17 protein-coding genes are annotated in these 20,006 nt (G+C 66.2%); 4 read left to right on the top strand and 13 right to left on the bottom strand.

The genetic code is table 11. The features are described from left to right. Positions 1-16: 16 nt before the first annotated feature. The 5 genes from KZJ41_RS06145 to KZJ41_RS06125 form a co-directional block, all read right to left on the bottom strand. Positions 17-1,192, bottom strand: coding sequence for a transporter (locus KZJ41_RS06145; protein ID WP_043799815.1), 1,176 nt, complete (start codon positions 1,190-1,192; stop codon positions 17-19). Then, positions 1,189-1,671, bottom strand: a complete 483-nt coding sequence (locus KZJ41_RS06140) for a Zn-ribbon domain-containing OB-fold protein (RefSeq protein WP_029541633.1) — start codon at positions 1,669-1,671, stop codon at positions 1,189-1,191. Before KZJ41_RS06140 ends, KZJ41_RS06145 begins: the two co-directional genes overlap by 4 nt. Before the next feature lie 75 nt (positions 1,672-1,746). Then, positions 1,747-2,559 (bottom strand): mycofactocin-coupled SDR family oxidoreductase, encoded by an 813-nt coding sequence (locus KZJ41_RS06135; protein ID WP_006936302.1) that lies wholly within the window; start codon positions 2,557-2,559, stop codon positions 1,747-1,749. 51 nt (positions 2,560-2,610) lie between these two features. Beyond that, entirely contained in the window at positions 2,611-3,834 is a 1,224-nt protein-coding gene (locus tag KZJ41_RS06130) for an LLM class flavin-dependent oxidoreductase (RefSeq protein WP_006936303.1), read from the bottom strand. A 1-nt stretch (position 3,835) separates the two neighbouring features. Continuing rightward, positions 3,836-4,312, bottom strand: a complete 477-nt coding sequence (locus tag KZJ41_RS06125) for a cupin domain-containing protein (protein WP_006936304.1) — start codon at positions 4,310-4,312, stop codon at positions 3,836-3,838. 418 nt (positions 4,313-4,730) lie between these two features. On the opposite strand from KZJ41_RS06125, the gene KZJ41_RS06120 reads away from it, so the two are divergent. Further along, positions 4,731-5,969: a cytochrome P450 gene (locus KZJ41_RS06120; RefSeq protein WP_050034668.1), complete on the top strand. Its 1,239-nt coding sequence runs from the start codon at positions 4,731-4,733 to the stop codon at positions 5,967-5,969. Positions 5,970-6,050: 81 nt separating this feature from the next. Here the strand turns inward: KZJ41_RS06120 and KZJ41_RS06115 are convergent, their stop codons facing one another. The 8 genes from KZJ41_RS06115 to KZJ41_RS06080 all read right to left on the bottom strand — a co-directional run bounded on the left by KZJ41_RS06115 (position 6,051) and on the right by KZJ41_RS06080 (position 15,428). Continuing rightward, positions 6,051-8,477, bottom strand: coding sequence for a CaiB/BaiF CoA-transferase family protein (locus tag KZJ41_RS06115; protein ID WP_006936308.1), 2,427 nt, complete (start codon positions 8,475-8,477; stop codon positions 6,051-6,053). A 44-nt stretch (positions 8,478-8,521) separates the two neighbouring features. After that, positions 8,522-9,982, bottom strand: coding sequence for an aldehyde dehydrogenase (locus tag KZJ41_RS06110; protein WP_065922960.1), 1,461 nt, complete (start codon positions 9,980-9,982; stop codon positions 8,522-8,524). A 23-nt stretch (positions 9,983-10,005) separates the two neighbouring features. Then, complete coding sequence (locus KZJ41_RS06105; protein WP_006936315.1) at positions 10,006-11,199, bottom strand: hypothetical protein; 1,194 nt, start codon at positions 11,197-11,199, stop codon at positions 10,006-10,008. Continuing rightward, a complete protein-coding gene (locus KZJ41_RS06100) occupies positions 11,196-11,651 on the bottom strand; it encodes a Zn-ribbon domain-containing OB-fold protein (protein ID WP_006936317.1) in 456 nt (151 codons plus the stop codon). Before KZJ41_RS06100 ends, KZJ41_RS06105 begins: the two co-directional genes overlap by 4 nt. Next, positions 11,648-11,965, bottom strand: coding sequence for a hypothetical protein (locus KZJ41_RS06095; RefSeq protein WP_029541620.1), 318 nt, complete (start codon positions 11,963-11,965; stop codon positions 11,648-11,650). Before KZJ41_RS06095 ends, KZJ41_RS06100 begins: the two co-directional genes overlap by 4 nt. Positions 11,966-12,042: 77 nt before the next feature. Beyond that, entirely contained in the window at positions 12,043-13,530 is a 1,488-nt protein-coding gene (locus KZJ41_RS06090) for an acetyl-CoA acetyltransferase (protein WP_065922961.1), read from the bottom strand. Beyond that, on the bottom strand, positions 13,527-14,564 hold the full coding sequence (locus KZJ41_RS06085; RefSeq protein ID WP_029541618.1) for an LLM class F420-dependent oxidoreductase: 1,038 nt from the start codon (positions 14,562-14,564) through the stop codon (positions 13,527-13,529). Before KZJ41_RS06085 ends, KZJ41_RS06090 begins: the two co-directional genes overlap by 4 nt. Positions 14,565-14,612: 48 nt before the next feature. Then, positions 14,613-15,428 carry an enoyl-CoA hydratase/isomerase family protein gene (locus KZJ41_RS06080; RefSeq protein ID WP_006936325.1) on the bottom strand — a complete coding sequence of 272 codons (816 nt, stop codon included), beginning with the start codon at positions 15,426-15,428 and terminating at the stop codon, positions 14,613-14,615. A gap of 96 nt (positions 15,429-15,524) precedes the next feature. Between KZJ41_RS06080 and KZJ41_RS06075 the strand changes: the two genes are divergently transcribed. The 3 genes from KZJ41_RS06075 to KZJ41_RS06065 all read left to right on the top strand — a co-directional run bounded on the left by KZJ41_RS06075 (position 15,525) and on the right by KZJ41_RS06065 (position 19,987). Beyond that, positions 15,525-16,403 carry a glucose 1-dehydrogenase gene (locus KZJ41_RS06075; protein ID WP_029541613.1) on the top strand — a complete coding sequence of 293 codons (879 nt, stop codon included), beginning with the start codon at positions 15,525-15,527 and terminating at the stop codon, positions 16,401-16,403. After that, on the top strand, positions 16,400-18,541 hold the full coding sequence (locus KZJ41_RS06070) for a molybdopterin-dependent oxidoreductase (protein ID WP_065922962.1): 2,142 nt from the start codon (positions 16,400-16,402) through the stop codon (positions 18,539-18,541). The genes KZJ41_RS06075 and KZJ41_RS06070 overlap by 4 nt, the downstream gene beginning before the upstream one ends. Before the next feature lie 84 nt (positions 18,542-18,625). Continuing rightward, on the top strand, positions 18,626-19,987 hold the full coding sequence (locus KZJ41_RS06065) for an MFS transporter (protein ID WP_029541610.1): 1,362 nt from the start codon (positions 18,626-18,628) through the stop codon (positions 19,985-19,987). Positions 19,988-20,006 lie beyond the last annotated feature (19 nt).

The raw sequence follows: 20,006 nt of genomic DNA, 5'->3' as shown, positions 1-20,006 counted from the left end.
CCTGCTTCCTTTCAGCTCACAGCACGTCGCGCGTGCAGAGAAGTACCGAACTCGAGAGTGCGGCCATGGGCCCGCCGATGAACAGGGACACCTTCGCCCCGGGCACCTGGTTTGCCGAGCTTCCGCGCACCTGGCGCACGGCCTCGACTGCCAGCCCCATCCCGTTGACGAACGAATCTGCGAGATTGCCCCCGCTGGTGTTCACCGGGAGCAGTCCGTGCGGAGCCGTCAGATTCTCGAGGGTCATGACCTTGCCGGCTTCGGCGCCGGGTGGGCACAGCCCGTGATCGATCAGCGCGGCCACCCCGGAACCACTGAAGTTCTCGTAGACCTGGACGACATCGACCTGGTCGGGACCGAGGTCGGCATCTGCCCACAGACTCTCCGCGACCCCCGCCGCCCCGGAGAATCCCGCCGAGGTGTAGTCGAGATCGTTCTCCGTGTCGACGGCGTAGCCCCCTACCGCGCCCTGACTGCCGGCCAGCACGTAGGCCGGATTCGGATGGAGCTTCTCGGCGCGCTCGGCAGCGACGAGGATCAGAGCAACGGCTCCGTCGTTCTCACGAGAACAATCGTAGAGCCGGTACGGCTCGACTATCATCCGCGAGGCTTCGTAGGTCGACTCGTCGAGAGGACGCCCGAACGCCGCGGCAGCCGGATTCTGCTGCGCATGTTTGTAGTCGGCGAGAACCAGGGACCTCATCGCGGATTCCGGGACGCCGTCGTGCTCGAGCATCCGCTGGGTGCGCAGTGCGCAGGCCTGGGCGGGGGATCCGACTCCGTGCGGGAGCATGTGACCGTCGAAATGGTGCTTGGCATATCCGAGGCGGCCGGAATCCCGCTGTGCCATGGCGCGGTACACGACCACGCACTGTGCTTGGCCCGCTGCGATAGCGACCGCCGCGTTGGTGATCGCCGCGGCGGCACCACCACCGCCACCACCCCAGATCATGGTGGACCAGCGGATCCGGTGCGACATCAGTGACGCACCCACGACGGTCCCGTCGTTGTCACCGCCGCCGTACGAGACGAAGCCGTCGATCTCGCGGGGCGACACCCCGGCCTCGGCAGCAGCCTCGACGATGGCGCGCAACGTCATCCGAAGTTCGCTGTCGGGCGATTCGCCTCGTTTGTAGTGGAATTCGCTGACGCCCACGACGGCTGCGGCACCGCGGAGAAATGAGCCGGTCATCGCTCGTCTCCCCGTTCGGTCCCGTTCGCAGTACTCGCGAGGCGCCAGCGGAGCACCGGCCAGGGCGAGTCGGCAGGTTGCTGGATGATTCCCGCAGCCGAGTCACCGATGGCGATGTCCGCATCGTCGTTCTCCGCCAGCAGACCGAGCACTCGTCGCCCCCCGGCGTGCGGGAGCTCGACGAGAACCGTGACGTACGGCAGTTCGCCGGCCAGCTCCGGGATGAAGGGGTGCCAGGTCCGCGACCACGAGAAGACCCGTCCGACCGGTTCCACGGCGACCCATGCCGGGTCGAACGCCCGGCACTGTCCGCACATCCAGCGTGGTCCCCAGATCCACAGTCCACACCGGCCGCATCTCTGCAGCCGCAGCTCACCCGCCCGCAGACCTTCCCAATACGGCAGGTCCAGGCCGTCCGCGTACGGACCGGCCAGGACGGTGGCCGGGAACTCGCGGGCCACCCCGGGACCCGGTGTCATCGGATCGCACCGCTTTCGTGAATCGGCATATCGCTCCTTCGCCCTACGGGCGGGTGTCGCAGAAAGTCCGGTCGGTCAGTGCTTGGTCAGGTAGCCCGCGTCGATCGGCAGGTCGATCCCGGTCACGTACTTCGCGCCGTCGGACACGAGCCACAGCACGGCGTCGGAGATATCCTGTGGTTCGAGCATCATCACGTCGAGCAGATTCGTGCGGTCGTTGTGCTTCCACTTCCGCACCACGTGTGGCAACACCTTCGACAGTCCCTCCGCCATGGGCGAATTGACCCCTGTGGGGTTGACCGTGTTGACGCGGATGTTGTGATCGGCGAGCTCGAACGCGAGTGTGTCCTTCAAGCCTTGGAGTCCGTGCTTCGCGGCGCCGTAGTGCCCCCACGAGGGAGAAGCGCCGAGTCCGTCGACCGACGAGGTGATCACGATCGATCCGCCTCGACCACCCTCGATCATCACCGGTACGACAGCCTTGCACGCCTTCCACGCTCCGGTGAGGTTGACGTCGAGCATCGTCTGCCACGCGTCGTCTTCGATCTCGATCGTCGACTCGCAGTGATCGTGGATTCCGGCGTTCGCCAGCAGGATGTCGATCCTTCCGAATTGCGATACCGCAAGATCTGCGACAGCCTTCATGTCCGCACTGCTTCGCACATCCGCCTGCATGCCGGCAATCTCACCCCCGGCTTCCTTGACCAGCTGGATCGTCTCCTCGAGGTCCCCCGGTGTCGCGAGTGCATACTGCACATTCTTGATCGGTGCGGCGACGTCACACACCACGATCCTGGCGCCGGCAGCGGCAAGCGTGAGCGCGTGGGCGCGACCCTGGCCGCGAGCTCCGCCGGTGATGATTGCTACTTTTCCGTCGAGTGAGGTCATCGATTCTCCTGCTGTCGGATAACGGTGTTGAGCGGGGTCTTGCCGGATCGACTACCGCGCGCTCTTCACACGCTCGTAGTCCTGCGTCGCTTGGCTGATGCCGGTCGCGAATCGCTCACTGAAGCCGTCCTTGCGCGCTTGGGTCCAGTGATAGGAGTTCAGCAGCGGTTCGCAGGCGCCCGTGAAGCGCGGCATGACGTCGCGCATGAGGATGCGGTACATGCGTGAGGTGGCCTCGGTGTCGGCCCAGTCGTGTGCTGTCGCGAGGAAGGTGCCGAAGCCGCCGGTGCGGTCGATGATCTTCTGGATGTAGTCGATGGCGTCGTTCGCATCGCCGATGCAGCCGTATCCGGACTCGTTGACGCGCCGGACCAGTTCCTCGTGCGCGACTTCTTCGCCGGGTTCGATCATTTTCATCGGGGTGACGACGTGGCGGTAATCCATGAAGTCGCGCAGCCCGTACCGGGTGTCCTCGACGGCCTGCTCGAAGGTGTCGGCGATGTGGATGTTGCCGACGATCGCCCAGTCACCGCGGTCGACCGTCCGACCGTGCTCGTTCGCCTCGTGGGTCGTGATACCCCACGTCTGCTCGAGCAATTCGAACGACTTGTCACTGGTGCCACCGATGGACAGCAGACCGAGTCCGTACTTGCCGGCCAGCTTGGGTCCGGACGGGGACATCGCCGCCGCGACGGTGATCGGCACGCCGGGGTACGAATAGGGGCCCAGCTGCACTCGGGCATCCTCGAGGGAGAACCATTCGGTCTTCCGGTCGACCGGCCCCGGTGTCTCGAGCAGTTCCAGGATGGCGTCGAGGGATTCCTCCATCCGCGGCCGCAGAAGGTTGTAGTCCATGCCCATCATCTGCGAGTCGGCCACGAGCGCGCCCGGCCCGACACCGATCCTGATGCGTCCTCTAGTCATGTGATCCAAGAACGTGATTCGGTCGGCCACCATCAACGGATGGTGGTACGGGAGAGAGATGACACCGCTGCACAGCTCGATGCGCTCGGTGCGCTGTGCAGCTGCCGCGATCATCAGTTCCGGTGACGGACCGACCTCGTATCCACCGCTGTGATGCTCGCCGAACCACACCTGGTGGAAACCGAGCCGATCGAGATCCTCGACATGGCGGAGATCCTGTTCGATCGCCATCGTGGGGTTACGGCGGGGATTGTGGTACGGCGGAAGGAACACTCCGCACCGGAGCGGAGCCTTCCTCGCAGCCGGCGCATAGTTCACGTTCGACCCGGTGTTCTCGGTTGCCGATTCCATTTCAGTTCTCCTGTCGGTCATTGCGTGACGCGCCGCAGATGGTGACGATGGCCCGAGCGGTCCGTTCTCCTCGGTTGTGCCATCGGTGCCTGTTCCCGTTGATCACCACCGTGTCGCCGGGATTCAGTTCGATCTCCACACCGTCGTCGAGTTCGAGCACGAGCGAACCCTCGAGAAGGACGTGCACGTCCACGGAATCCGTCCGATGAAACCCCGGATCCTCGTCGTCCATGACGACGATTCCGTTGTCGCTGTCGCCGATGCGACCAGGCTCGAGCACCCAGCCGATCACCCACACTCCGCCCGGATCCGGAAATCCGACGGCGTCCGGTACTTCACCGGAATTGGGGACCTCGGGATCGGAGTCGGTTCGCCAGATGGGGTCGATTCCGGCGGCGTCCAGCCTCTCGATCTGCTCGTCGGCGACGAGCACGGCCGCGCCCTTGCGTTCGACTGCGATTACGCGACGAAAGCCCATGTTTGCCCCTCCGGGAGACAATTCTGCGACGACGAACGGCGCCGGGATTGCAGACAGTACGTTCTGTCCCACAACAGATTTCAGTTCACGGACACGAACAGGGAAGCACCGCGTGCTACGTGTGATACGCGCCCCACCCGCAGCACGCGAGTGCTGCGCATCACACCGATCAATCTAAATGCTATCGGTTAATCGGTCAAGCGGGCACCGACTGCGCGACAGCAATTCCCCTGCGAAACGCAGACATGAGCACATACGCTGTTGACCGGTCGGAAACGACTGATCTACCGTCGTCCCAAGGCAATCGCCCCTCCCCACGTCAGCCCGCGCTCGTCACAGCGCCACATCACCTGACTCCCCGGAAGACCCCTCCCCGCCGAGGCGCTCTCCGGATCACTCCCCTCGCGAAGGATCGCCGATGATCACGACACAGATCGAAATTCCCGCACATCTGATCACCGACTTCGATGTGTACGACCCGTCCCTGGCCGTGCCGGCCGATGTGTTCCAGGAGCGTGTCGCTGCGTTACGCAAGCAAGGGCCGGTCCTCTACTCCCCACATCACGGCGGACACTGGGTCGTCACCCGATACAGCGAGGCACTCCAGGTGCTCCAGGATCCGGAGACGTTCTCGAGCTTCCCGAACAACCTGCTCAATGCCGCGCAGGGTAAATTCCTTCCACTCGAACTCGACCCGCCCGAACACAGCTACTATCGGCAGGCACTTCAGCCGCTGTTCAGTCCCAAGCAAATGAAGGCGCTCGAGCCCGAGATCCGGGGCATCATCACCGCGCTGATCGACGACTTCGCAGAAAAGGGCGAGTGCGAGTTCATCTCCGAGTTCGCACACGAACTGCCGACGCGGATCTTCCTTGCGCTCATGGGGTGGCCACTGAGCGACGCACCGCAATTCACGGAGTGGACCGACATCACGCTCCAGGGCATCCCCGGCGCGAGCGAGGAGGAATCGGCCGAGGCCCGCGCGAAGGCCGCCGGCGAGATCTACGAGTACTTCGGGCAGGTGGTCGCCCGGGTCCGCTCCGGCGACGACAACTCCGGGAGCCTCACGGCGCAGATCATCAACACCCCACTCGACGTCGAAGGAACACCCAGGCAGCTCACCGACGAGGAACTGTGCCGGATGTTCTTCCTGCTTCTCGTCGCGGGACTCCACACCGTCCAAGGCGCTCTCGCCTGGGGACTCATCCACCTGTCTCGTAATCTCGAGCAGCGCGAGGCGATCCTTGACGACCCGACGCTGATTCCGTCGGCGGTGGAAGAGATCCTGCGGATCGAGACTGCCACGAGCGGCGGCCGGCGTGCGACCCGAGACACCGAGATCGGTGGTGTCTCGATCAAGGCCGGCGACCAACTCTTGGTGTTGATGACCTCCGCCAACCGTGACGACGACGAGTTCGACAACCCTGACGAGCTGCAGATCGAACGGCACCCCAACCGCCACATCGGGTTCGGCGCCGGCCCGCATCGCTGCCTCGGCTCCCATCTCGCGCGGCTCGAGCTGAGGCTCGCCATGGAGGAGATTCACAAGCGGATTCCCGACTACGCGCTCGTTCCGGACAATCCCGCGGTCTTCCATTCGTCCCAGGTCCGTGGATGCGAGAAGCTGCCGATCACGTTCACGCCGTCGACGCGCTGATCCCGCTCGACCCGGTCGCAGGAAGTCGGCCCGAACAGTAGAAGGTCCCCGGAGGAAGCTCCGGGGACCTTCTCGGCTGTGTCACACAGTGGAGGGAACCGGCGACAGCGCCGGATCGTCGGCGGGCGGTTGCAGCACGCCGTCGCGCACGAGCGAATCGATCTCGACTGTGCTCAGCCCGAGCACTCTCTCGCAGATCTCACGTGTCTGCTGACCGGCCAGGGGCGCCTGCCGCAGCGGCCAGTCCGGCAACGTCGCGAAGTGCGCCACCTGCTTCGCGGTCGGGAGCGGCGCCGGAAGCAGCTCGTGTTCGAGCTCGGTGTACGCACCGCGCGCGATCAGCTGAGGGTTGGTGAGCAGCTCCGGCAACCGGATCATGGCCCCGGCCGGTATTCCAGCCGCCTGCAGAGTCTCCATCGCCTCGGTCGGCGTGTGCCGCAGCAGCCACTCCGTCAGCACCTCGTCGGCCTCGGCGCGGTGGTCGATCCTGAGCTCGGCGGTGGCGAAACGAGGGTCGTCGGCGAGGTCGGGCCGGCCGACTACACCGCACAGCCTCGCCCAGTCCGTGTCGTCGCGGACGGTGACGACACACCACTCGTCGTCACCTCCACACGGGTACACCCCGGAGGGCGCCGAGTACGGATCGGAATTTCCCGGGGCGCCGATCGACCCAGGGTCGAGATGTTCCGCGACGAGCTGGCTACCCAGTTGCACGATCGCGGTGTCGGCCTGAGCGACCTCGATCGCGGCGCCACGCCCGGTCCGCAGCCGGTGGATCAGCGTGGCGAGAATCGTGGTTGCGGTGACCTGTCCGGCGATGTGATCGGGGTAGACAGTCGAGCCGTCGCACAGTGCATCAGTGGTGTCCGAGTACCGCCAGAGCGCCGAGACACCACAGGCTGCCCGTACCAGCGGTCCGTAGCCGAGCCGCTTGTTCCACGGGCCGACACTGCCGAAGGCGCTGCTCTCGGACACGATGATGCGCGGATTGATCGCGGCGAGCTCGTCGTACGAGAGCCCCATCGAGGCGAGAGTGCCGGGCTTGAAGTTGGCGAGCACGATGTCCGCTTCGGCGGCCAGCCGCTTGAAGATGCGGATGCCTTCGGGACTGCGCAGGTTCAGTCCGAGGCTGCGGCGGTTACGGTGGCCCCACGCCACGGACGCGGCGAGGGCCGCACCCCGCTTCGACTGACGCAATCCGTCCGGGAAGTTCGAGTTCTCGATCTTGATGACGTCGGCGCCGTTGTCCGCGAACTGGCGCCCGAGTTCAGCACCGAACACCACGACACCCATATCGAGGACCCGAAGACCCTCGAACGGCCGCCCACCCGGTTCGCGCTGCAGTGCGGGAATCGGATCGTGAGCCCCGTCGATGTCGGACCCGAACACCGTGTCGTTGTGCTCACCGAGTTCTGGCGCACGCATGCGCACTCCGGCTCGCTGCCCGTCGACCTTCGCGTACCCGGACGGGACTCGCGCGGTGACGCCGGGTGAGATCTCGGTATCGACGAACGTACCGGCCGCATCGAAATGCTCGGTCGTCAAGACCTCCGACACGGTGTTGAGACCACCGATCGGGATGCCCCGGGCCGCACCTTCGACGACGAGTTCGTCGCGGGTATAGGTGCTGAACAGCTGTTCGATGAGCGGATTGAGGCGAGCGGACGCAGCGAATCGCGCGGGAATGGTGTCGTATGTCGGATCCGCGAATTCCTCCGGCTCACCGAGCCATTCGAACATCGCCCGCCACTGCCGCTTCGCGAGCAGGCAGATGCGCACCTGCCCGTCGCCGCAGCGATAGACCGGGTAGAAGTTGGCGGCGTCGGGCCGGCCCCGCGGGAAGTCCTCGGAACGGCCGGCGGCAGCGGAGCCCTGCACACCGAATCCGGGATCGAAGCCGTGCACGATGACCTCGAACGCCGAGATGTCGACGGTCTGGCCACGTCCGGTGTGCAACCGGTCGAAGTAGGCGAGTAGCGCCGACCACGCCGTGTGCACGCCTACCGACTCGTCGATCAGCCCGTCGGGCGGCAGCAGAGGCTGCTCCCCCGGCTCACCGGAACGCGACAATACACCGCTGAGCGCATACAGGACCGGCTCTGTCGCCGCCCAGTCGCGATACGGACCGTCCTGACCGAAACCGGTGATCGACACGGCCACGAGCGCGGGATTGGCCCGGCACAGGTCCGCAGTACCCACGCCGCGCGCAGCGAGGAAGCCCGGGGGGAACGACTCCAGCAGAATGTCCGAGCGCCGCGCGAGGGCGCGCAACCGGTCCCGGCCTTCGTCCTCCTCGAGATCGAGCGTGACGCCGAGCTTGTTCGCGTTGCGCAGCGCGAACGGAACGCTCACGCCGTTCCGGACCGGGTGCGCCGAGCGCGAAGGCGAGCCTCCGGGCAGTTCGACTCGGACGACCTCGGCCCCGAGGTCGGCGAGGAACCGGCCCGCGGTGTCGCCGAATCCGTCCGTCAGTTCCAGTACCCGGACACCATGCAGAGGTAGTGCCATCTTGTGCTCCAATAGTGTGTGCTCGCCGCGAGACCTGGCTCTGGTCAGCGAGTTCCGAAGTACACCGACTTCGCGGTGAAGTACGGTGCCAGTCCCTCCGGGCCGAGCTCGCGGCCCAGCCCCGACGACTTGACGCCGCCGAACGGCGCGTCCAGATCGAGGGCGTAGTAGTTCACTCCGACTGTGCCGCTGTGAATCCGCGCCGCGAGGTCGAGGCCGTGCTGTTCGTCTGTGGTCCAGACCGTGCCGCCGAGTCCGTACTCCGAGTCGTTGGCGATGGCAACTGCCTCGTTCTCACCGTCGTACGCGGTGATGGTCAGCACCGGACCGAAGATCTCCTCCTGCGCGATGCGCGCGGAGTTGTCGACGTCGGCGAACACGGTCGGCTCGACGAACCACCCCAGCGGTTGGTCGGCAGGGACGCCGCCGCCGGTGGTGATGCGGTAGCCGTCGGCGCGGCCCGAAGCGATGTAGCCGAGGACGCGGTCGCGCTGCGCGGCCGAGACCAGCGGACCCACGTTGGTGGCCTTGTCGAGCGGATCACCGACGGTCAGTGCCCGCACGGTCTCGGTGACCGCGTCCACGACCTCGTCGTACCGCGAGCGCGGGGCGAGGATCCGGGTGCTCGCGTGGCAGGTCTGGCCGTTGTTGACCAGCGACACCTCGAGCAGGTTCTTCGCGAAGACGTCGAGATCGGCGTGCTCGGTGACGATCGCCGCGGACTTGCCGCCGAGCTCGAGCGTGACCGGCCGCAGCAGCCGACCGCAGACCGCCCCGATCGCGCGACCTGCCGCGGTGGACCCGGTGAACGCCACCTTGTCGACGCCCGGGTGCGAAACCAGGTAGGCACCGGCGTCGCGGTCGGCGGGGACGACGTTGACCACACCGTCGGGCAGGCCCGCCTCGAGCGCGGCGTCGGCGAAGGCGAACGCATCGAGTGCGGTCTCGGGGGCGGGCTTGAGCACCACCGTGCATCCCGCCGCGAGCGCGGGAGCGAGCTTCATCGCAGCGAGCGGCTGCGGGTAGTTCCACGGCGTGATTGCCGCGACCACGCCCACGGGCTCGCGGCGCACGACGGTGCGACCGCCGAATGCACTCGGCCGCACGTCCTCGTTGGACGCTTCGCGGATCAGACCTGCGTAGTACGAGAGCATCGCCGCGGGGCCGAAACCGTTCACACCGCCCGACAGCGCGATCGGCATGCCGTTCTCGCGGCTCACCAGCCGGGACGTGTCGCGACCACGTGACTTGAGGGCGGCCGCGAACGTGTCGAGCAGGTCGGCCCGTTCGACGTTGGTCAGCCTGCTCCACGGACCCGTCAGGGCGGTACGCGCGGCCGCGACGGCCGCATCGATGTCGGCGTCGGACGCGAGAGCGGAGGTACCCAGCACCTTCTCGGTGGCCGCCTCGATGACGTCCACGCCGCCACCGGACTTCGGCGCTACCCACCGTCCGCCGATGAACAGCTCGCTCCGGTCCAGACTATTGGTGTCACGGTCGTTCATGTCGTGCCTTTCGGACGTGGCGGTCAGAGGGTGTCTTCGTGGCCGAACAGCACCGAGCTCACCAACGGCGCCATCGGGCCGCCGATGAACAGGGAGGTCTTCGCGCCCTCCACCGGGTTGGTCGAGGTGCCGCGGATCTGCCGGACCGCTTCGACCGCGAGGTTCAGACCGTTGATGAACGAATCGGCGAGGTTGCCGCCGCTGGTGTTGATGGGCAGTTTGCCGTTCGGCGCGGTGAGGTTCTCGACGGTCATGAAGGTGCCGGCAGCCTCCCCCGGCGGACAGAGGCCGTGATCGATCAGTGCCGCGACAGCAGGACCACTGAAGTTCTCGTAGACCTGGACCACGTCGACATCATCCGGTCCGAGACCGGCTGCAGACCAAAGCCTTTCGGCGACACCGGGTTTTCCGTTGTTGGCCGGGCCGAATCCGGCGGTCATGTACTGCTCGCCGAGATCGTTGTCGATCAGTTCCGAGTATCCGCCCGGTGCACCTTGCGCGCCTGCCAGTAGATACGCCGGGTCGGGACGCAAGGTCTTCGCCCGCTCGGCCGAGACGAGCACCAGCGCGACCGCACCGTCGCTTTCACGGGAGCAGTCGAACAGGTGGAACGGCTCTGCGATCAACCGCGAATCCTCGTAGGTCTCCTCGTCGAGTGGGCGTCCGTAACCCTGCGCCGTCGGGTTGCTCTGCGCGTGCTGGTACGACGCGAGGACCAGGGATCGCATGGCCGACCGCGGCACCCCGCCGTGCTCGAGCATCCGCTGGGTGCGCATCGCGCAGATCTGCGCGGGCGAGCCGATGCCGTGCGCGAGGAAGTGACTGCCGTAGTGGTACTTCGCGTATCCGAGCCGACCCGTATCCGCCTGCGTCATCGCGCGATAGACCACAACACACTCGGCTTGACCGGTGGCGATCGCAGTGGCCGCATTCGTGATGGCCGCTGCGACGCTGCCGCCGCCCCCACCCCACATCATGTTCGACCAACGCAGTTCGTCGATCAGCAGTGCGCCGCCGATGATGGCGCCGTCGTTGGCGCCGCCCGCGTAGGAGACGAAGCCGTCGATCTCGCGGGGGTTGATACCCGCGTCGGCACACGCCCGGAGGATGACCTCGAGAGTCATGCGCTTCTCGCTGTGCGGGGCTTCGCCGCGCTTGTAATGCTGTTCGGCGACGCCGACGACGGCCGTCGCGCCGCGCATGATGTTGGCGCTCATCGCATTTCTCCCTCTACGATCGAATCGGCCCGGCGCCAGCGCAGCAACGGCCAGGCGGCGCCCTCGGTCCGCTCGAAGACTCCGACGACCCGGTCGCCGATCTCGGGGTTCGCGTCGATGTCGTCTGCGAGAATGCCCAGCACCCGTCGGCCACCGGCGTGCGGCAGTTCGACGAGCACCGTCACGTACGGCAACCGCTCGGCATATTCGTCCATGTACGGGTACCAGCTGCGATTCCAGCTGTAGACGGTGCCGGCCGGCTCGACGGTTTCCCATCCGAGGTCGAAGCTGTGGCAGTGACCGCAAATGGCCTGCGGCCCCCAGATCCACGTGCGGCAATCGCTGCAGCGCTGAAGGCGCAGCTCACCGGCAAGGAGACCGTCCCAGTACGGCTGATCGAGTCCGTCCGGCGCGGGTCCCCACGGTTCGGTCGCGAGTTCTGTTGCGGTCATGCGTTCGCCTCCGTTCCGGCGGGGAAGTTCTCGAGCTTCGCCGCGAGCCAGCGTCCGTCGTGGAGCTCCCAGATGGAGCGCAGCCCGATCGAACGGTCGCCCATGTCGTAGACGGTCTCGCCCACCATCCGGTCGCCCTCGGCGCGCACGTCCTTGATCTCGAAGCCTTTCGTGGCCTCGCGGGGGGTGTCGATTCCGTCGAAGACCTGCGGAATGTTCTCTCGCACCATGTCGGCGAGAGCGGCCTTCATGTTTCCGGCGACAACGTAGCCGACATGCTGTTCGTACAGTGCACGAAAGTCTTCGACAGACATCTGTGAACTCCTCGATTCGTGACACGAGCCTGTCGTGTCCGTCAGTGCAATAACCTTATGTCGTTAGATAAATGCCGTCAACGTCGCGCGAAGTGGAACTGCCCGTCCTCCGTGATCGAAACGTGCTGACCTGCAACATCGCCCTCCGTGAGGCGCGCGAGATCCTCGGCGTCCGTGGTCGCCGCGAGGGTTCGCTCCCCTGCGGCAGTGCGTGCCGCGAGGAAACCACGCTCCGGCGAACCGTCGCGGCCGTACACCACGGTCCACGACTCCGCCGACGCCGTGCCCGCGTAGGACATGAGCGCGGCGGTCGTGGGCTGCCCCGCCACCTCGGCCTGCACGTCCAGCCGCCGGAATCCTCCGGCGGGAGGTTCCGTCCGGTACACGCCCATGGCGTGCTTCGTGAGATAGCCGCTGTTGGCGGTCACCAGACCGTACGAACCCGGGGACTCACGCACCCGTTTCGCCATGGTCGCGATCGAATGGCTCACGTAGTTGTTCCACGGGCCACCCCCGAACGTCAGACCACCGGTCACGGTCAGCGGCCGACCCGGATCATCCAGCGCCAACCCCAGCTCGTTCGCCGCAACCTGTACCGCCGACGGAAAACACGAGTACACATCGACGTGCGCGACATCGTCCAGCCCGATACCCGCGAGCTCGAGAGCCCGCGCCCCCGCAATGCGAATCGCCGGTGACCCGTCGAGGGCACCCCGTTCGGCGATCGCATACGTATCGTGCGATTCGGTGCCGGACTGCGGAAAGACCCAGTTCTCCCGCGGGATACCGAGCCGGGCGGCCGTCTCGACCGAGCACATCAGCAGCACCGCGCCCTGATCGACCATGTTGTTCGAGTTCAGCAGCTTGGTGTAGGGCGTGGAGATCATCCGGTTCTCGGGCGACGGTGTCGCGATCTCCGCCGCGGTGTACTCCCGCTGCACCCACGCATTCGGGTTCGTTGCCGCGATCTTGCTGAACCGCGACCACAGGCCCCCGATGAACTCGCGGTGCTCCTCGAGGGAGCGTCCCGCCGAGACCCGCAGCGCCTGCTCGAACAGCGGATAGACGTACGAGGGCCGGTCCAGACCGATCCGGCGTTCGCTCTCGTCCGCCATCGGCACATCGGTGACCATGATCTCGGCGGCGGGCACCGACTCGTCCTGCACGCTCCACTCGGGTCGCTGCTTCTGCGCCCGCAGCTTCATGCGGGTCCGCCAGGATTCGGCGCCACCGATGAGCACGACGTCGGCGCGGCCAGCGGCGATGTCCTCGGCGGAACCGTTGACCAGCACCTGCGGCGTGCTCCCACCGTTTCCGGAGTAACCGGTGTGCCGTACGGTCGCGCCGATGCGCTCGCCGACGAGTGCGCCCGGGTCGCGGTAACGCCAGGACAGGAGCCCGACCACGCGGACGGAGTCGACCAGTTCGAGCAGGCGCGCGGACCCGGCATCGGCAGCGGCCTCGCGCGCCGCGCGCACCATGAGATCGACGGGCTCCACGCCGCGGCCGCGTTCGTCGACCTGGCCGGTGCCGACCAGGATCGGGGTTCTCGGATCGAGGGTCACGACTGCACTGCCTCCAGAATGCGCTCGCGGTTCTCCGGCTTCGGCCACCCACCGAGGATGAGGGTGGTCAGGCACGTGGACTTCCACTTGGTTTCGATCTCTTCGATGATCTTGTCCGCGGGACCGACCAGGGCGACGTCCTCGACCATCTCGGTGGGCACGGCCTGTGCGGCGAGCTCGGGCCGCCCGCTCAGGTACAGCTCCTGGATCTCGGCGCACACCTCGCCCCACCCCATGCGGGCGAACACGTCGTTGTGGAAGTTGGCACCCTTGGCCCCCATACCGCCGGCGTAGAGCGCGACCGTCGGCTTGAGCCGGGCGGCGGCCTTCTCCACGTCGTCGTTCTCGAGGAGCCAGCACACGTTCGCAACCTCGAAGTCGTCGGCGGTGCGGCGCGCTCCCTCACGCGAAAAGCCTTCGGCGAGTGCCGTGCGGTAGAACTCGTCGCTCTTGGGCGAGAACCACAGCGGCGTCCAGCCGTCGGCGATCTCGGCGGCGAGCGCCACGTTCTTCGGGCCCTCGGCGCCCATGTAGACGGGGACGTCGTTACGCAGGGGGTGGACGATCGACTTGAGCGGCTTCCCCAGTCCGGAGCCGCCCTGGAGCGGCAGCTGGTAGTGCCGTCCCGAGTAGGTCACCGGCTCCTCACGCGCCCACACCTGCCGCATGATCTCGATGTACTCGCGGGTGCGTTCGAGAGGTCGCGGGTAGGGCTGCCCGTACCAGCCCTCGACGACCTGCGGCCCGGACGCGCCGATGCCGATGATCACGCGACCACCGCTGAGGTGATCGAGGGTCTGCGCGGCCATCGCCAGCGCCGTCGGTGTGCGCGCCGACATCTGGCACACCGACGTCCCCAGCTTGATCCTCGACGTCTGCGCACCCCACCACGCGAGAGGTGTCAGCGCGTCGGACCCGTAGGTCTCGGCGGTCCAGAAGCTGTCGACCCCGAGCGCTTCGGCCTCGGCGAGCATCCGTTCGACATTGCGCGGCGGGCCCGAACCCCAATACCCTGCGGCGATTCCAACTCTCATGCTGCTTTCACTGCCTCTTCGGTGTGTCGTCGAATCAATCGGTGCCGGTCAGTGATTCTGGAACGCCGGCGGCCGCTTCTCGAGGAACGAGACGACGGCTTCCTTGTGATCGCGCGTCAACGAGCTGAGGATCTGCGTACGGTTCTCGAGGTCGATTGCAGCGCGCATGCTGGGCGCCTCCAGGTTCGACCACATCACTTCCTTGGTCATCCAGACGCCGAACGGGCTGTTCTGTGCGATGGCCCCGGCGGTGTCCAGCGCGACGTCGAGCAGCTTGTCGGCGGGTTCGACGGACGAGACGAGCCCGATCCGTTCGGCTTCGGCGGCGTCGATGGACCTGCCGGTGAGCATGATCTGCGCAGCCCGGGAGAAGCCGATCATGCGGGGCAGGAGCCAGCTCATTCCGATGTCGCAGTTGGACAGGCCGCGGCGAATGAACGCGGCATGGAACACCGCGGATTCGGACACGATGCGTATGTCGGACATGAGGGCGAGTGACATTCCGCCGCCCGCCGCGGCCCCGTTGACGGCCGCGATGATCGGTGGCCGCGCACCGCGGAATGCATCGACGAGACCCGCGATGTGCTTCTGCACCCGCAGTCCGAGTTGCGCGCGACCCTCCCCCTCGGTCGCACCCTGCGGGATTCCGTATCCGCGCAGATCCAGACCTGCGCAGAAGGCACGTCCTTCACCGGTGAGCACAATCGCGCGGGTGGTCGAATCGTCCCGCACCTCGGCGAGCACCTCGTGCAGCGCGTCGATGAGGTCGACGTTCATGGCATTGAGCTCGTCCGGGCGATTGAGGCGAATCAGGAGAATGCCCGGCCGCGGCCGCTCGGTCAGGATCGGTGTCGCATCGGACATATGGCTCTCCCCAGGGACGAAGGATTCGACAGAAGAAGACTAATGGCTTTAGATTAAAGCTCGAGGAACCGGCGAGCACAACCGAAGGAGTCCACCATGACGAACCTCGACGGCAAGGTTGCCGTGGTGACGGGAGCCGCGAGCGGAATCGGCGCAGCCACTGCTCACGTGTTCGTCGAGCGCGGGGCGCGTGTGATCGTCGCGGATATCGACGACGCTCGCGGGGAGACCGTTGCTGCCGCCCTCGGTCCCCGCGGTGCCTACCTGCACACCGATGTACGCACCGAATCCGAGGTCGAGGCCGCCGTCGCGCTGGCGGTCGACCGGTTCGGACGGCTCGACTGCATGGTCAACAACGCGGGCCGCGTCGGTGCCTGGACATTCCTCGAGGACACCTCCCTCGAGGAATGGGAAGACGGGTTCGCCGTGCTCGCACGCAGCGTGTTCCTCGGAACCAAGCATGCCGCGCGCGTGATGCGCGACCAGGGCTCCGGCAGCATCGTCAACGTCTCGAGCGTCGCGGGCGTGCGCACCGGATTCGGACCGCATCCCTACAGCGCCGCGAAGGCCGCCGTGCTCCAACTGACCCGGACCGCGGCCGTGGAGCTGGCCGAATTCCGGATCCGCGTCAATGCACTGGTCCCCGGAGGAGTCGCCACCCGCATCGTAGGCCACGGTGCGGGACTCGAGGACGAAGCACTCGACCGCAGCGTCGACGCCGTACGGGGCAGCCTGACGACGTTCCAGCCCATCCCGCGAGCCGGCGAACCCGAGGACCTTGCGCACGCCGCGGCGTTCCTCGCCTCGGACGACTCCGAGTTCGTCACGGGCCAGGCCCTCGGAGTCGACGGGGGACTGACCCTGGGCAAGAAGTGGCCGTCCAACTATCGGGACGAGGCGCAGGCGGCATCGACTCGCGCAGCCGCCGTGGGCGGCATCGACTTGCGCAGCCGCCGTGGGCGGTTGACCAGGTGACGACGCGCCGGGTCCACACGTTCTGCCGCATCTGCGAACCGGGGTGCGGTCTCGTCGCAGACGTCCGGGACGACCAGGTAGTCTCACTGCAGCCGGACAAGGATCACCCGATCCACCAGGGATTCGCCTGCCACAAGGGTGTGCACTTCCTCCAGGTCCACGACGATCCGAACCGCCTCGACCGCCCGCTCAAGCGCACGAATCCTCGCCACGAGGAGGTCGGCGACTTCGTACCGATCGACTGGGACGATGCGGTACGCGAGATCGCCGACAAGCTCGGGGACATCCGCCGGCGGTACGGGCGCAACGCGCTCGCCGTCTACCAAGGCAACCCGTCGGCGTTCAACGGCACCTACTACGCCAACGCGGCGGCACTCGCGCGTGGTTTCGACACCAGGATGCGTTTCAGCGCCGGCACCCAGGATACCTCTGCAAAATACGCTGCAAGCGAGGCGATCTACGGGGCGTCGATGGCGCATCCGATCCCGGATCTGCTGCACACCGACTATTTCCTGTGTCTCGGCAGCAACCCCCTCGTCTCGCACATGACCCTCATGCACATCTCGAACCCGATGGCCAAGATCAAGGCGGTCAAGCAGCGCGGAGGGACCGTCCTGTTCGTCAACCCGCGGCGGATCGAGTCGTCGGGACCGGACACCGGTGACGTGCTGCTGATCAAACCCGATTCCGACTTCTACTTCCTCGCGGCGATCCTGCACGAGATCGTGTTCCGGATCGGGTACGACCGCACCGCGGTGGAGAAGCATGCACGCAACATCGACGGGCTGCTCGATTTCCTCCGGGGGTATCCCGTCGAGCGAGTAACGGCGGCGACCGGCATCGAGGCCGACGTCATCAGGAAGGTCGCCGAGGACTTCTGCACCGCCCCCACCGCCAGCATCTACATGGCGACCGGCGTGAACCAGGGACGCCAGGGCACGCTGGCGTACTGGATGCTCAACATGATCAGTCTCTTCACCGGCAACCTCGGCCGCCGAGGCGGCAACATCTACTCCCGCGGCATGACCGACGTCGTGCAAAATTCGAAGCGCAAGCGCGAGAATCCGTTCTTCCATAACAACGTGGGCGAGGTCCGCACTGTCAGTGGGGATCTGCCCGCAGCAATGCTGTCGGAGTACATCGAGACTCGGGATGATCCGATCAGAGCGTTGATCGTCATCTCCGGTAACCCGCTGTTGTCGGTAGGCGGAGAAGAGCGCCTGCGCCGCGCCCTGAAAGACCTGGAACTGATCGTGACGATCGACCTGTACCGCACGGTCACCGGCGAGATGGCGGATTACGTTCTCCCCGCCACGGATTGGCTCGAACACGAGGACCTCAACTTCCTGAACACGATGGGCGTCGCGATGGAGCCCTACGTGCAGTACACCCCCGCGGTGGTACCGCCGAGGGGCGACCGGCGCGACGACTGGTGGATCCTGTCACGAATCCAGCAGGAGATGGGCGTGGAGACGCTGCTCGACAGTCCCGATCCCGACCCCCTCGCCAACGCGGATGCCGCCATGCGCGACTCGGGCCTGAGTATCGAGCGGCTGAAGGAAATGCCTTGCCAGACCGCGGTGTTGCCCGAGGCGGACCCGTCGCACGTGTTCACCATCGCAGTGCAGCACGACGACGGCCTGATCGACTGCTGCCCGGCAATTTTCCGGCGCGCATACCGCACCGCCGAGGACATTCTCGAGGAGTTGTCCACCGAGAGTGCCGACCAGCTCAAGCTCATCACACGCCGCACCCTGTACATGGTGAACAGCTGGCTGCACAACCTTCCGGTACTGAAACAAGGAGTGCACCAGAATAATCCCCTGTGGATGAACCCGGCCGACGCGGAGCGGCGCGGACTGGTAGCCGGTGACGACGTCACCGTCCACAACCGTTACGGGTCGGTCGACGCGGTACTGGCATACGACGAGGCCCTCAAGCCGGGCGTGGTCGCGATGACACACGGATGGGGTCAGAGCTCCGCTCGCAGCCTCGAGGTGGCGCGGCGCCAGCCCGGTGCGAACGTGAACAGACTCTCCCCCATCGGGAAAGACGGATACGACGTCCTCAGCAATCAGTCGCACCTCACCGGCATCAACGTCGATGTCACACGGCGCGGGCACAACGGACCCCGATAGACAAATCTAATGCCTATAGCTTAATGTGGTTTCCGTCACTACATCATTCGGGCAGATCGCCCATCACTCACATCGAGGTTTCGCATGACCGAACGTACGACCGCGGCTGCAGGCCCTCCCCCGAACACGACCTCCGGGCCCTCCCGCGCGGACTCACGACGCGCAAGCCGTGCCGCCTTCGTAGGAACCCTGCTCGAGTACTACGACTTCAGCCTCTACGCCTCGGCGGCGTCGATTGTCTTCGCCAGCGTGTTCTTCACCGGCTCGAGCCCGTTCCTGGGAACACTACAGGCGGTCGCCACGTTCGCGGTCGGCTTCCTCGTCCGCCCGGTAGGTGGCGTGATTCTCGGCAGCCTCGGTGACCGCATCGGACGCAAGAAGATCCTGGTCTTCACGATGCTGCTGATGGGAGGGGCAACCCTCCTCGTCGGGCTTCTGCCCAGTTACGCGCAGATCGGATGGGCTGCACCGGCTCTGCTGGTCTTCCTGCGCATTCTCCAGGGTATCGGGGCCAGCGGTGAGTACGGCGGTGCCGCCCTCGTCGCCGTCGAGTTCGCACCCGAGAAGAAGCGTGGGTTGCTCGGCTCCCTCCCCGGCATGGGCGCGGCACTCGGTGGCGTGCTCGGAACCTTGTCGCTCCTCCTGGTGTCCGCCCTGATGTCCCAAGAGGCCTTCCTCGCGTGGGGCTGGCGCATTCCGTTCCTGCTCAGCGTCGTGATCCTCGCCTACGGCCTGTGGCTCCGTCGTGCCCTGCCCGAGACGCCCGCGTTCCGCGAGATCAAGGAATCCGACGCCCTGTCGAAGAGTCCCATTCTCGATGTGATCCGACAGCAGCCGCGCGCCCTTCTGACCGTCCTTGTGATGACCATCGGACAGACCGGTATCGGCTACTTCTACATCGTGTTCATGGGCACCTTCGGCACCAACCAGCTCGGTTTCGGTAGAACCGAAGTACTGGTCGGTCTGATCGCTGCGCAACTCACGAATACCGTTCTGATCCCGCTCTTCGGAGCACTGTCGGATCGTGTCGGACGACAGCCTGTGATCATGTTCGGCTTCCTCTACAGCGCCGTATTCGCGTGGGTGGGCATTTCACTCCTGTCGGGGGCAGCAACTCCTCCGTTGCTGTACTGGGTGGTCATGGCACTGGGCAACGGGGTCGGAGTCGCCGCCATCTTCGGTCCGATGGGCGCGTACGTCATCGAGTTGTTCCACACGCAGCACGCCTACAGTGGCCTCGGTCTCGGTCGTGAGGCCGGCAACGCGCTCGGCGCGGCAATCGTCCCGGTCATCGCAGTCGCCTTGGCGTTCGACGACACGACGGTGTGGCTCAGCCTCCTGGTCTGCGTCGTCTCGCTGCTCGGTTTCGCAGCAACCGTCCTGTCCCGTACCCGGTCGTCGTCCGTCCTGAAGCAGGACGACGACCGAGCCCCGGTGTCGGTGTAACACCTACCCAACACCGTGC

The organism is Rhodococcus sp. 11-3 (genome assembly GCF_023704055.1).
Lineage (GTDB): Bacteria > Actinomycetota > Actinomycetes > Mycobacteriales > Mycobacteriaceae > Rhodococcus > Rhodococcus aetherivorans.
Note: the sequence above shows the minus strand (reverse complement) of the source record. Positions and strands in the feature narration are given on the sequence as shown.